This window comes from Pseudophaeobacter sp. 1A16562, from assembly GCF_041008785.1.
Classification (GTDB): Bacteria; Pseudomonadota; Alphaproteobacteria; order Rhodobacterales; family Rhodobacteraceae; genus Phycobacter; species Phycobacter gallaeciensis_A.
Map to the genome: position 1 here is coordinate 1 of NZ_JAXGFT010000030.1, position 12,327 is coordinate 12,327.

12 protein-coding genes and 1 pseudogene are annotated in these 12,327 nt (G+C 55.6%); 6 read left to right on the forward strand and 7 right to left on the reverse strand.

Going from position 1 to position 12,327, the window contains the following annotated elements:
- Positions 1-328: 328 nt before the first annotated feature.
- Positions 329-1,606, reverse strand: coding sequence for an NAD(P)/FAD-dependent oxidoreductase (locus tag SM764_RS22175; RefSeq protein WP_369002829.1), 1,278 nt, complete (start codon positions 1,604-1,606; stop codon positions 329-331).
- Between the two features lie 175 nt (positions 1,607-1,781).
- The gene (locus tag SM764_RS22180; RefSeq protein WP_369002830.1) at positions 1,782-2,870 is read right to left on the reverse strand and encodes a pyridoxal phosphate-dependent aminotransferase; all 1,089 of its coding nucleotides are present in this window, start codon (positions 2,868-2,870) and stop codon (positions 1,782-1,784) included.
- A gap of 203 nt (positions 2,871-3,073) precedes the next feature.
- Between SM764_RS22180 and SM764_RS22185 the strand changes: the two genes are divergently transcribed.
- The 5 genes from SM764_RS22185 to SM764_RS22205 all read left to right on the forward strand — a co-directional run bounded on the left by SM764_RS22185 (position 3,074) and on the right by SM764_RS22205 (position 8,284).
- Complete coding sequence (locus tag SM764_RS22185; protein ID WP_369002831.1) at positions 3,074-3,991, forward strand: LysR family transcriptional regulator; 918 nt, start codon at positions 3,074-3,076, stop codon at positions 3,989-3,991.
- Positions 3,992-4,057: 66 nt separating this feature from the next.
- A complete protein-coding gene (locus SM764_RS22190; RefSeq protein WP_369002832.1) occupies positions 4,058-5,044 on the forward strand; it encodes a helix-turn-helix transcriptional regulator in 987 nt (328 codons plus the stop codon).
- A 475-nt stretch (positions 5,045-5,519) separates the two neighbouring features.
- A complete protein-coding gene (locus SM764_RS22195; RefSeq protein ID WP_369002833.1) occupies positions 5,520-6,101 on the forward strand; it encodes a calcium-binding protein in 582 nt (193 codons plus the stop codon).
- A gap of 129 nt (positions 6,102-6,230) precedes the next feature.
- Positions 6,231-6,959 (forward strand): TVP38/TMEM64 family protein, encoded by a 729-nt coding sequence (locus SM764_RS22200; protein WP_368999914.1) that lies wholly within the window; start codon positions 6,231-6,233, stop codon positions 6,957-6,959.
- Positions 6,956-8,284 (forward strand): APC family permease, encoded by a 1,329-nt coding sequence (locus SM764_RS22205; RefSeq protein ID WP_368999915.1) that lies wholly within the window; start codon positions 6,956-6,958, stop codon positions 8,282-8,284. Before SM764_RS22200 ends, SM764_RS22205 begins: the two co-directional genes overlap by 4 nt.
- 141 nt (positions 8,285-8,425) lie before the next feature.
- Here the strand turns inward: SM764_RS22205 and SM764_RS22210 are convergent, their stop codons facing one another.
- From SM764_RS22210 to SM764_RS22225, 4 genes are all read right to left on the reverse strand, one after another.
- Positions 8,426-8,821 carry a 6TM ABC transporter family protein gene (locus tag SM764_RS22210; protein WP_369002834.1) on the reverse strand — a complete coding sequence of 132 codons (396 nt, stop codon included), beginning with the start codon at positions 8,819-8,821 and terminating at the stop codon, positions 8,426-8,428.
- A gap of 3 nt (positions 8,822-8,824) precedes the next feature.
- On the reverse strand, positions 8,825-9,655 hold the full coding sequence (locus tag SM764_RS22215) for a 6TM ABC transporter family protein (RefSeq protein ID WP_369002835.1): 831 nt from the start codon (positions 9,653-9,655) through the stop codon (positions 8,825-8,827).
- Between the two features lie 101 nt (positions 9,656-9,756).
- The gene (locus SM764_RS22220) at positions 9,757-10,251 is read right to left on the reverse strand and encodes a cupredoxin domain-containing protein (RefSeq protein ID WP_368999917.1); all 495 of its coding nucleotides are present in this window, start codon (positions 10,249-10,251) and stop codon (positions 9,757-9,759) included.
- Positions 10,252-10,653: 402 nt separating this feature from the next.
- The gene (locus SM764_RS22225; RefSeq protein WP_368999920.1) at positions 10,654-10,977 is read right to left on the reverse strand and encodes a hypothetical protein; all 324 of its coding nucleotides are present in this window, start codon (positions 10,975-10,977) and stop codon (positions 10,654-10,656) included.
- Between the two features lie 207 nt (positions 10,978-11,184).
- Here SM764_RS22225 and SM764_RS22230 point away from each other — a divergent pair.
- A pseudogene (locus SM764_RS22230) lies at positions 11,185-11,417 on the forward strand (IS5/IS1182 family transposase); the annotation flags it as partial.
- Between the two features lie 125 nt (positions 11,418-11,542).
- Here the strand turns inward: SM764_RS22230 and SM764_RS22235 are convergent.
- Positions 11,543-12,268, reverse strand: a complete 726-nt coding sequence (locus SM764_RS22235; RefSeq protein WP_369002836.1) for a cytochrome b — start codon at positions 12,266-12,268, stop codon at positions 11,543-11,545.
- Positions 12,269-12,327: the final 59 nt, after the last annotated feature.

Genomic DNA, 12,327 nt, shown 5'->3' on the forward strand with positions numbered 1-12,327 from the left:
ACAAGGAAATTCAGTTCCGGATTGGTCTTCTCGATGCCCTTTCGTGCGAGTTCGACTAGCTCTTCCGAACTGACTTCACCTTTCGCGACGAGGTTCCCCAATCCCACCGCATCGTGGCCCGTGTATTCTTCGAGGTTCATGATTTCTTCCCTGTTTTGTTATGTGGAAGAACTCTACGAGCCCCGAACGACACGAGATATTGGAAGAAATACCAATACAGTGCTGGATACTTTGTGCCTATGCTCTCAAAGAGCCTGCCACGGGCAGACAATGCCTGCACACACTGAGATCCAGCTGCGCCCTTGACTCAAAAGTAACGTTTCAAGCTTCATGGCAGCGGCTTTATGGCATGAGTGAGTGTCGCACCCAGTTCGTAATATGCAGCACGCGTGCCTCTGAAGCGTTCTGCGTGATTTCGGACAGGCAGGATCGGCAAGTCCTCTGGCATTTCTGCCAACAAACCCCTGGCCGCAGCGGCTCCGAACAGCGTTCCTGGAGCAATCCCGCGACCAGAATAGCCCGTGCAGGCATATGCACGTGGCCCGAACTCGACGATTTTTGGAATATGATCACTAGTCATCGCAATCCTGCCACTCCACGCATGTTCGAGCGTGTACCCCGACAGTTTTGGGAACAGGCGCTTCAGCTTTCGCATTGCCCACCTTGCATGCACTCCTCCGCCTGCCCCTTCCCAGTTACCAATTCCACCAAAAACAAGGCGCCCTGCCCGGTCGGTCCGAAACGAACTCATCACCAGGGCTGTGTCCCAACACCCTTCCCCACCCGGCAAGATTTCCTGACGCAATTTCGCGGAGAGAGGCTGAGTTGCGAATTGCGAAAAGCTTACAGGAATAAACTGTGGTGCGTTCAGCCCCGTCAATGGCTCGTGATATGCATTGGTTGCCACCAGCAGTGATCTAGCGCGCACATTGTGCGCTCCGGCAGTCAAATGCCATAGATCACCGTTTCTGCTGATGCCCGTCGCACGCGTTTCGCAGAACACTTGAGCTCCAGCCTCTCGGGCTGCGCGCGCCAACCCCCGACAATAGGCCAGCGGTTGGATCGTGCCGGCACGCGGATCAAACAACGCCCCATGCAACCCCGCTGCCCCGGTGCGTCGGATAGTTTCTTCGGCTGACAACAACTGCACAGGCGCACCCAGCGATGTGCCCTGACGGTGCCGATTTTGCAAATTCCGCAATCCACGCGGCGAATGAGCACAATGCAGTGTTCCATTTTGTACCGGATCACAATTTATTCCGTGTGACCGGATCAAAGAAAATACCCGGTCCGGCCCGGTAGCGAGAACCGAGATCAACTGCCGTCCAGAATCGTGGCCCATCTGACGTATGACTTCATCGGGCGCAAGCCAAAGCCCGGCGTTCACCAAGCCCACATTTCGGCCAGAGCCACCTTGACCAAAACTTTCGGCCTCGAGCACAGCCACCGAAGCGCCACGGGATGCGGCCTCAAGAGCTGCAGAGGCCCCGGTGAATCCGCCCCCGACCACTGCAAGATCGACCCTCAGATCTCGACCAAGTGGACCTGCGCCAGGATCCTCGGCGCAAGTCTGCTGCCACAGATTTCCACGATGATCAAAATTCAAACCTGCCCCCTGTGCCAACGACATACGCTTCAAATGGCGCGCAGTGATTTTCTGGCTGCACCTCTAGGCCAAGTGACTTGGCCGTCTCACAGTCCTTCATGGCAACTTCCTTCCCCAGGCGTTCTGAGGGCCCCTGATTTTTTCAGTTTAAACTTGTCGCTTTGAATAGCCGAGGTCAGCAGAACCGGTCGACTACACCGGAAATCCGCGCCAATCCTACGGCCAGTTCATCGTCGGAATAGGCAAAAGAAATACGCGCGTGACCGTCCAGACCGAATGCCCGTCCTGGTACGATGGCGACGCCGACTTCATTCAATAGCCAGGTACAGAATGCTGCATCCGATGCAAAATTACCCCGTTCCATTAGTCCAACTATCGACGGAAAAACATAGAATGCCCCGTCCGGCGTCGGGCATTCGATACCAACAATCCGATTGAGACCATCCACCAGTCGGTCCCGTCGCGCCAGAAAGGCTGCCCGACGGACTTGCAGGTGCCTGTCCTCTTCCGTCAACGCCGCCAATGCAGCCGCCTGCGACACTGAACAGGAGCCGGATGTCACCTGCCCCTGCACCGCAGTCATCGCAGAGATAAGGTCCTTCGACCCGATCCCCCATCCAATGCGCCAGCCCGTCATAGACCAGGCCTTTGAAACGCCATTCACGATCAGTGTTCGACCTTGCATTTCCGGAACGGCTTGTCGGAATGACACCACCGGCACATAGTTGAGGTGTTCGTAAATCTCGTCAGAAATGACCCAGATATGCGGATAGCGCGCAAGAACCTCCGCGAGAGCCCGAAGTTCATCAGCGCTATAGACTGCCCCGGTTGGATTAGAAGGCGAATTCAGCATCAGCCAGCGAGTTTTTGAAGAAATCACCTGCTCCAGCGCTTCCGGAGAGAGCTTAAAACCGGCAGACATCGGACACGGCACGGTTATTGCACACCCTCCTGCCATTGTCACAATATCAACGTAAGATGACCAGAAGGGCGCGGGGATGATCACCTCGTCACCGGGGTCAAGCGTCGCTAGCATGGCGTTGGCCAGAACCTGCTTTGCCCCGGTGGAGATCAGGACTTCACCTCGGGCGACCCCTGCCCTGGCAGCAACGACGTCGCGCAGTTCCGGAGTCCCGGCGGTTGCGGTGTATCGGGTCTGCCCGGCCAGTGCTGCACGGTGCGCGGCTTCGACTACGTGTCTCGGGGTCGGAAAATCTGGCTCCCCAGTCGAAAGCGCGATGACGTCTCGGCCAGCGGCACGCATGGCTGCCGCCTGTTCAGATAGGCGCACGATTTCGGAAATCTCAACCGACGCAATACGCTTTGCGCGTCGAAATTCAGTAGATGCGTTCATGGCAGATGCCGCCTTTGCTGGAATATAACCTGTTTTCTCTTCCCGTCACACTACCATTCATGCAATCCATAATTAAAACGACTTGTTCTCAACACACCTGGAGAAAAACTCACATGCTGGCACCGCGTCGTTTCCTCCCGTCGATCAGTTCACTACTGGCCCTCGAAGCAGTCGCGCGCCTTGGGACAGCCACTGCAGCCGCAGAAGAATTGTCCCTAACGCATTCGGCGGTCAGCCGTCAGTTAAAGGTGTTGGAAGAACAACTCGGCACCGCCCTGTTCGAACGCCGTGGGCATGGTTTGGCGCTGACCCTTTCAGGTAAGGACTACGCAAATTCGGTGCGCGATTGCCTTGAAAAACTCGCGCGTGCTTCACTCAGGATCAAGGCGAACCATAAGGGCGGTAGCCTTTCACTCGCAACGCTTCCCGCCTTTGGGACGCATTGGCTCGCGCCAAAGCTGAAACAATTCTCGGAAGAAAGCCCCGACGTGACTGTCAATTTAGGAACGCGGCTGGGCTTTTTCGATTTCAATCGCGAACAATTCGACGCGGCGATCCACTTTGGAGCACGTGACTGGCAGGGCGTCGATTATCTTGAACTCGCACGCGAGCAAGTTGTCCCAGTCTGTTCGCCAAATCTTTTCGCGCGCACTCCCACCGCGGCTGAGCACCTGCTCGAATTGCCGTTGTTGCACCTGGAATCCAGACCGGGCGCCTGGGAGGACTGGTTCGAACACCACGACTGCTCCGCAGGAAAATTGCACGGAATGCTGTTCGATCAATTTTCTACCATGGCCGAGGCGGCGGCGCTTGGCTTCGGTGTGGCGCTCCTACCTGAATTTATTGCGACCAGAGCAGTAACGCAGGGTCGGCTGGTCAGAGCTTTCGGAAAACCAATGGAACTGCCGCACCGCTACTATCTCGTTTGGCCAAAATCTATCGCCCCTCGCGCTCCATTGGTAAGGCTTGTCAACTGGCTATCGGAGACAACCGGCTCCGAACTGCCCGTGAGCTTTTCCAGGGTCGAATAACCTTTACAGGTGCAGTTTCCATGTTCCATGCCTTGACAGTATTCTTGGCTCAGCCAAACTATACACATGGACCTGAGTACTCAAAATTTTCGCAGAACCCTAGGAGAGATTGCCGCGATCACAACATCTTCCTTGTCGCGCAAAGCTCAGGTCCAAGAGATCGTTGCCAGCCTAAATTCCCATGCACCCATCGTGGCGTCCAATTTTTTAATTGTTTCGCATGACGACAGCCTCAAGTCGCGTTTCTCTGCCGGGTACAGCCATCGAATGCTGTCCCATTTGCAATCAGAAAAATATCGCAGAGAGCTTTCAGCGCTTGGCCTGTTTTCAAAGCCGCAGTCTCTGAGGCGTAACGATGTGCAATGGGGCCAAGATCCGGACCTAAACGTTCTTAGCTGCTGCATCCAGGAAGAAGGACACCATGACTGTGTGACAACCCCGTTATTGAACTCTTCCGGCAGATTGGTTGGATTTCAAAACTTGTCATTTGCAGAGGCGGGGAGCGTCGATGACGACATCCGTGCGCTTCTCGACGAGGCATCAACGGCTATCGCAAACGTGCTGGATCCCATCTCGTTTCGTAACATCTTAAAGCAAGACGACAGTGAGATCGAAGCGGTCCATGCAATTAACAACGACGGCATAGTCCTGACGCTACATGGCACCGACGCCTTGGGGCTGAAAAAAAATGTCATACCGGAGCAGGCTTGGTCCAAAATCGGGCCTGGGGCTTCCAACTGGCTGGTCCGCGGCAAGGACGGGCTGCATTCAGTTCGCCTTTGGAGCACCCGCGCCTCTTACTTCGGGGAACACGGAAATTACCTGATCCTCTGTGATCTAGGACAGATCGCGCCTCCACTCACCCCACGTGAGCTAGAGACTGCCGGAATGCTAGCCGACGGACGGCGAAGTCTCGATATTGCAGGCAATCTTGGCATCACGCTCAGAACGGCAAATGCGCATGTCGAATCCATCCTGGTCAAGCTGGGTACAACAAACAGGGCCGCAGCTGCGGCCAAAATCGTTCGATATGGCTGGCGACTTCTCGGCTAGCTCTGGGGATTAAACGGCGAACCTGACCTGCCCCACTTGTCCATCTATTCAGTGAGAGGCTTAAGGTTTGATCTTACAGATTGTCAGTCTCGGCGCGGCAGAGCCCTCAAATACCTCAAGCGCCCGCCGCGCTAGCCTTTATCACACCTCATCTTTGGATCTCGCCTAGAAAATGCCGCGAAATCCGAGGACAATAGCACTTTCTTCGCAACCGAAACGCTAGCCCTCACAGCACTTAAGAATTCATGCTCGCGCCTGATCGAAGCACGTCAGGCTCCCCAGTATTTATGCGGCTGGGGTCCCATGCTTTTGTCCTACCGGAAAGACCGTTTGAATTTCACCATCGCAATTGTAGCGGATTGTATCAGACAGTCGGCTTGCGACAGACCGTTACAATTCTGATGATGCGACGGCCTTCCATTCTGCGCAATCATCCCAAGGTGATGAGTATCTACCCGAAGCAAAGGAGGATTTCATGCCGACATTTGTAAAAACCGCAAGCATTCTCGCCGTTTCCCTGCTCACCGCCGGCGGCGCTCTGGCCGACAGCCGCCATCACGGAGGCAATACCGGCGGGGCACATATGGGGGATGAAAAGCCTCAGATGGAGGGCAACCGCCACGAGATGATGATGAAACACATGATGCATAAGATGATGCAAATGCACGGCGGCGGCGCCGAACGGCACGGCATGTCCCGGATGGACCGCGACATGATGCGGACCATGATGGGGGCGGACATGATGGATGGCATGCCTGGCAAAAAGATGCAGGCGGGCCTGAAAGACTATGACGCCGACGGTGATGGCACCCTGTCCCTTGACGAATTTTCGGTCTGGCACGCCGCGATGCTGCGCGAGACGATGGTAGACCGTTTCCAGCATCTGGATGCGGACGGGGATGGCGCCATCACCTCTGATGAAATGAGCGCCATCGCCAATCGGATGAAACGGATGAACGGGAAAGGCATGCATGGGAACGGGATGAACGACGGCGGCATGCACGGGACAGGCATGGGCGGGCATCAGATGATGCAGGGCATGTCGGACCAAGAGTAATCCTGCATCGGCCCCTTTACCTTGGGTCCGGTCACATCGGCCGGGCCACTCCCCTGTCGCTCGGAAACCGTTCGATGCGCCCTCTGCACGACCGCCGTCTGAGTGACAAGCCCGACGAAAAGACAAGACATGACCAAGCACCGCGAACAGCGAAGGCAGCGCAGCCTCGGAACCGTTGCCGCGACCTTGGGTCTATTGGCCCTGTTAGTGACTTTGTTCGTGACCTGGAGTGCGGGATGGTGGTCAGCAGAGCTCAATCAGGACAGGGTCACGCATTTGGTTGCCTCTGCCGGAGCCTGGGGACCGCTTGCTGTGATCGGCCTGATGACGGCAGCCGTAGTGGCCAGCCCGCTGCCGAGTGCGCCGATTGCTCTCGCTGCCGGGGCCGCCTACGGGCACTACCTTGGGGCGGTCTACGTCGCGCTCGGCTCTGAAATGGGCGCAATCTTGGCGTTCCTTCTGGCGCGCGGCGGCGGGCGCGATAGGGTTGAGCGTCTGCTCGGTGGTAAGACTGGTCGTGGCCTGTTAGGCTCCCAGAACGCACTGACTCTGACTGTCTTTGTGAGCCGCTTGCTGCCCTTCGTGTCCTTTGACGTAATGAGTTATGCCGCTGGGCTGAGCCGCCTGCACTTCTGGCGCTTTGCACTGGCCACCCTGGCCGGGATCCTGCCAACAAGCTTCATACTGGCGCATTTCGGAAGCGCTGCGATGGCGGGAGATTTTGGCACGGCGGAGTGGCTTTTCCTTGCCCTTGGCCTGCTGACCGCGGCGCCTTTGGTGCTGCTGGCCCTGCGTGGCGGCAAGTCCGCAAAACGACAGCCAAACAGACGACCACAAAAGGAGGGAAAAACCGGATGAGGTCCGAATATCGGGAAAACACCATCACGCTGCTGGACGCTGTCGCCATGGGCACCGGTGTCATGATCGGGGCCGGAATTCTCGCGCTGACGGGCCAAATCGCAGAACTTGCTGGCCCGCTCTTTCCCTTCGCCTTTGTCGCCGGGGCCGTCATTACCGGCTTCAGTGCCTATACCTACGTCAAGATGTCTAACGCCTACCCCTCGGCGGGGGGCATCGGCATGATCCTTCAAAAGGCCTACGGGCCAACCACGGTCGCTGCTGGAGCCGCGCTGCTCATGGCGCTGTCGATGGTCATCAACGAAAGCCTCGTGGCGCGGACCTTTGCCAACTACCTCTTGCGCGGTCTCGACATACCTCGTGACAATTGGCTGGTCCCCGCGATCGGCGTTACGGTGATCCTCTTCGCCTGGCTCGTCAATGTGTCGGGAAATCGCTCGGTCGGCTGGCTCTCGATCCTGATGGCTGCGCTCAAGGTCGGGGGGATCCTTTTGTTCGGCATCACCGCACTCTGGGTTGGCGGTGTCACCTTTGAGGCTACAGGCAGTAGCGCCGAGGCCGCTGGCACCACCAGCGCCACCGGGTTAATCGCTGCGATGGCGCTGGCCATTCTTGCCTTCAAGGGCTTCACCACCATAACCAACAGCGGCGCCGAAATCACCGATCCGCACCGTAACGTCGGACGCGCCATCGTGATTTCTATTGCGATCTGCACGATCTTGTACCTGCTGGTGGCCTTGGCCGTCGGCAGCAGCCTGCCACTTGAGCGGATCGTGGCCGCAAAGGACTATGCTCTGGCGGAAGCCGCTGAGCCCGCGCTGGGACGCACAGGCTTCTACCTCACCGTGGGGCTGGCGCTGATTGCAACCGCCTCGGGCCTGATTGCCAGTGTCTTTGCAGTGTCGCGAATGCTGGCAATGCTGACCGAAATGAAACTGATTCCGCACAGCCATTTCGGCATGCCGGGTGTCGTGCGCGATCACACGCTGGTCTACACGGTGGTAGTGGCGTCACTGCTCACTGTCTTTTTCGACTTGAGCCGCATCGCATCGCTCGGCGTGTTCTTCTATTTGGTGATGGATATCCTCATCCACTGGGGGGTGTTCCGAAACCTTCGTGACGAGGTCGGCGCCCAAGGCTGGATCCTACTGACGGCAATCGGGCTGGACGCTGTCGTGCTCGCGGCCTTTGCAGCGATGAAGTGGCAATCTGATCCGTCGATCGTGCTGATTGCCATCGCCGGTATGGTAGTTGTTTTTCTGTTCGAGGGTCTGTTTCTGCGGCTGCGCCCGCCATCGCAACAGCCCCATCAACATGGCAGGTGACCTGCCAGGACCATGAATTTTGCAAGGGTAACTACGAAGTAGTTTAGCACACAAAATGTTGAATGCTGTACGGCACCACTTCCGTATCCCCCCTCTCGCACATGCAAACATACACTGCTGCGGGAGCAGCGCTGCTGAATGTCAGCTTTTCATTGACGAACTCAAACCCGCTTGCTGTTGTTCCAACAGAAACCCCAGAATTTCCTTGTAGCGTATCCGGGTATCTTCGAGTTGCTGGTAAAAGCGGAACAGCTCTTTCAGTGGAGCTGAGAAATCCTTATGCGCTGCCAGTACCGCGATGAGAGCGCCCAGAGTGATGCGCTCCTCAAGTACAAAGTATCCACCTAGCGAATAGAAGAGGAACGGCGTCAACGCGGTCAAAAAATTGTTCAACGCCTTGGCAAAGAACTTCACCCGGTGGATCCGCCTGCGGATCGCCTCTAACTGCCGCAACGAGGCCATTGTAAGCAGCACATCTCCGGGGCCGTCCTGCGCCGGATTCAGCTGTTCTGTCAGACTGCAGGTAAGTCTACGCATCTCCTAAATACGTTCCCGGCTCAGCCGGTTCAAGATCCTCTGCAGATAGGGCAGCAGAAACAGTTGCAGCGGCAGAACAGTCAGTGCAGCAGCACCCAGGATCGGATCCTGAATGAACATGAACAGCAGGATGGTAAGCAACGTTCCGCCCTGGGTCACCGGAAGCGCAACCAGATCCGCTGCAAAGCCGCCAATCGGCTCTGCCTCCGGCCCCAGAATTTGCGGAAGCTCGCTTTTTCGTGGTTGGCCGATTTGTTTACGCCAATGACAATAGATGAGCAGCCGGAGACGTCTGAGACAGCGTTCGGCAAGCCGCCCCTTCAGCACATTCAGCAGGTACTTCCCGACACCATTCAACGTGATTGCCAGCAGAAAAACACCACTTAGAACTGCCAGATGCTGCGTGGCGGTTAGATTATATCCTAACAGGCTCAGCGGTGCGTGCGATTTGCTCAATACGTTATTCACTATCTGCTTGGGAAGTTCCAACGATAGATACAACACAGGCAACAAAGACAGGCTCAGAAACAGTAGGAAAAACTGCTGTCGGCGCGTGGTCTGGAGAATGTGCGAAATTAGGTTCCGGTCGAGACCAATGATGGACACGGTCGTATGGGTCACAGGCCTAGAGGTGGAACGCGCAAGGCGCAGATGGACGGCCCGGCCGAGCAGCCTAGCCGCGGAGATTGCCAGCAAAGCCGGAGCTAGCAGCAATACCAGATGCATAACCGGATGCACCCATTCCGGAGAAGTTTCATCATAACTGAAGCCCAGCCAGTTAGCGGCCCTATGGGCGAAAGAATGATAGTGCGGGAACCTGTGCTCGGGCGGCATTGAAGTAAGTCCGCTGAGATAGAGGGAAATGCGGCAGCCCCATTGGAGCTGCCGCGCTGCAGGGCTGCTACCTGAGGAACCAGGCAGCAACCCTCAGCCGATCATTGAACCGCAATCTGGCCGTACATGCCAGATTCATAGTGCCCCGGGATCAGGCAAGCGAATTCGAATATGCCGTCATTGCTGAAGTTCCAGATGATTTCGCCGCGTTTCCCGGGTGCCAAAGTGACGGCATTCGGTGTGTTGTGCATTTGCATCTGGGCCGACATTGCCTGCTTGTGCATGGCGTTCCGTTCCGGTGTGTCAAGGACGAATTCGTGGTCGAGCTCACCCTCATTCACCACCATAAAGCGAATAGTTTCGCCCTGCTCAAACTCCAAGGCAGAGGGAGTGAATACCATCTCTCCGTCGTCGGTTTCCTTCATTTTCACCTTCACTGTGCGGCTAACCTTGTTGCGGTTTCCGGGCATGCCAGCCGCCATCTGTTCGCCGCGGCTGTCATGGGCGCCATGACCGTCGCCGTGGCCCGAAACACCGGCCACAACAGGTGCGCCGGTCAGAGTGGCCAGTACTGCGAAAAGAAAAAGTTTCTTCATTTTTGTCTCCTTGATTTCGATAGGAAAAATTTCCCTTCCACCGCCGGAACCATGGCAGGAAGGGGATGCACCGGGCCGGGTTGTCCCGGCCCGGTGTCAGGGTTCAGAACATCAAACGGGACCCGAAGACGACCGAGAGCACACCGTTATCTTCACCGCTGGCGCGCAGAAGATCCGCTGAGCCGCCAAAGGCCGTGCGCCAAGGTGCGATGGATAGCATCGTCAGTCCTTTGGTCTGTTGAGATGTTGGTCTGGTAATCCCCTGCAAGCATCCGCAAATGCAGTTTCTTTGCGCGCTGGGTTCAGCCGATGCAGCGCTCACTCATAGAGCGGCGCAATTACGCACTGCTGCAGTCTTCAAGCAAAGGTAATGGCAAGCAGGGAGAGGGCAGGTGCTTTTGATCAGGTTTTGGGAGGTGGAAGGTGCGCTTCGAGTGCCACCGAAGCCAAGACAGAATCACTCAGGGCCACCGCCAGTTTTCCCGCCTTTTCGATTATGGAAACTTGCTGCCAAGGCTGCAATGCGGCCGACACCTCGCAGGCCGCTGCCTTGTGGCATAGGCCAGAGCTGGAATGGCTGTGCCACTGTGCCGCTTCATGCAGGGCAACAGGAACAACCTCAGCCTGATTTTCCACTTCTGTCGTCAAGGCCGCGAAAAGTGCGGACAGCGCTAGCAACAGTGCCAGCGTCAACGATGTCCACAGCTTTCCCGTTTTTGAGCGCATCAAACAGCTCCGTTTGCTTTCCCTATGGCTAGCTAGCCAGTGCGAGGCTCCACCTCAAGCATACATTTTGATACATTTGCGAACCGGGCGCGTTTTCGTTAATTCGCCGTAATACGTTCAGTACATTTGCGGCCTTTCTTAGCAGAGACCAATCATCGGTCGCTTATCAGAAATGAAAGACCGTTGAGAGCGCACATGAATCGCAGAGACCGTCGCTATGATGCCGACAGGTTTCCGGAAACACCGAACGACAAAAGGCTACGCTCCCGTATCCCTGACCGAAAATAGCGTAAGAAAACGGTGAAGTGCGACAAGCACCGCAATCGGATCGAGATTATATTTGCAGGCTGAAGGATTGGCGGCGCGTCGCTACCCGCTATGACCACTGCCCCAAGGTGCTCCTCTCGACCATCGCTCTCGCCGCACTCGCCATCTATTAACTATGTTCCCGCCCTTACAAAGTTGAATCGAGAAACCCGTTGCATACACCCGAAAGGTAATATCAGAAAATTGAAAAGGGAGAGATATCTCCCCCTCTCCTACACTCTCAATCAAAAAATTTACTCTAATTTTTTGAGTGTATTCCCCTTTCTTCTTCATCAAGAGCGGCTTCATGCGTATCTCCATCAGCAGCCTCATGAGCCGCGCCGTGAGCATCGCCATGGGTGTCATTATGCACACCAAGACCAGAGACCCACAGATAAGCAACAATCAATAAAACGAAAAAAACGGCCGCAATAACACCGCTCCCCAGGGAGGCATTTAATTTCGAAGAAGTCATTCGGCTCAATGTCTCATCCCTGTCAAAAAAGTGATGCTTTACTAATCCGATGACATGCAGCAGTATGATGGCAAATAAAGCAACGCCGACTGAAAAATGAACATCTTGCAAAATTACCATGAGTTCATCATCTTTGCCCAACAAGTCCGGCAGCGCAAACACCCCGAAAAATTCCACGGAAAAACCTGCAGCATTTGACATTAACCAACCAGAAAATGGCATCGCCACCAAAAGTGCATAAAATGCGAAATGCACCAATCTTGCGAGATTAAGCTCCAAATCTGAATGACCATCCAGATTGGCAGGCGCCCCAAATATTTTGCGCATGAAAATCCGCACGATCATCAACCCCAGCAACAACACGCCAAGAGATTTGTGAAGGTTGTAATAAAATATCAAATCCTCAATGACCTGAACGCCCTTCATATATAGCCCCAAGGCCAAAAGACCCAAAACCAAAAAGGCTACACAAAAGTGAACAACTTTGAGAGGCAATGCATATTGCTGCATGTCCTTTTCCTTTCCCAACGATAGTTTTGACTACATTTTCGCCTGGGTAGGGGGTTCCA

Bases quoted from the DNA above. Each gene is read 5' to 3' on its own strand.
- SM764_RS22180 (WP_369002830.1), bottom strand. From the start codon at position 2,870: ATGCGTGCCGCTGGCCGAGACGTCATCGCGCTTTCGACTGGGGAGCCA.
- SM764_RS22185 (WP_369002831.1), top strand. From the start codon at position 3,074: ATGCTGGCACCGCGTCGTTTCCTCCCGTCGATCAGTTCACTACTGGCC.
- SM764_RS22190 (WP_369002832.1), top strand. From the start codon at position 4,058: ATGGACCTGAGTACTCAAAATTTTCGCAGAACCCTAGGAGAGATTGCC.
- SM764_RS22195 (WP_369002833.1), top strand. From the start codon at position 5,520: ATGCCGACATTTGTAAAAACCGCAAGCATTCTCGCCGTTTCCCTGCTC.
- SM764_RS22200 (WP_368999914.1), top strand. From the start codon at position 6,231: ATGACCAAGCACCGCGAACAGCGAAGGCAGCGCAGCCTCGGAACCGTT.
- SM764_RS22205 (WP_368999915.1), top strand. From the start codon at position 6,956: ATGAGGTCCGAATATCGGGAAAACACCATCACGCTGCTGGACGCTGTC.
- SM764_RS22210 (WP_369002834.1), bottom strand. From the start codon at position 8,821: ATGCGTAGACTTACCTGCAGTCTGACAGAACAGCTGAATCCGGCGCAG.
- SM764_RS22215 (WP_369002835.1), bottom strand. From the start codon at position 9,655: ATGCCGCCCGAGCACAGGTTCCCGCACTATCATTCTTTCGCCCATAGG.
- SM764_RS22220 (WP_368999917.1), bottom strand. From the start codon at position 10,251: ATGAAGAAACTTTTTCTTTTCGCAGTACTGGCCACTCTGACCGGCGCA.
- SM764_RS22225 (WP_368999920.1), bottom strand. From the start codon at position 10,977: ATGCGCTCAAAAACGGGAAAGCTGTGGACATCGTTGACGCTGGCACTG.
- SM764_RS22235 (WP_369002836.1), bottom strand. From the start codon at position 12,268: ATGCAGCAATATGCATTGCCTCTCAAAGTTGTTCACTTTTGTGTAGCC.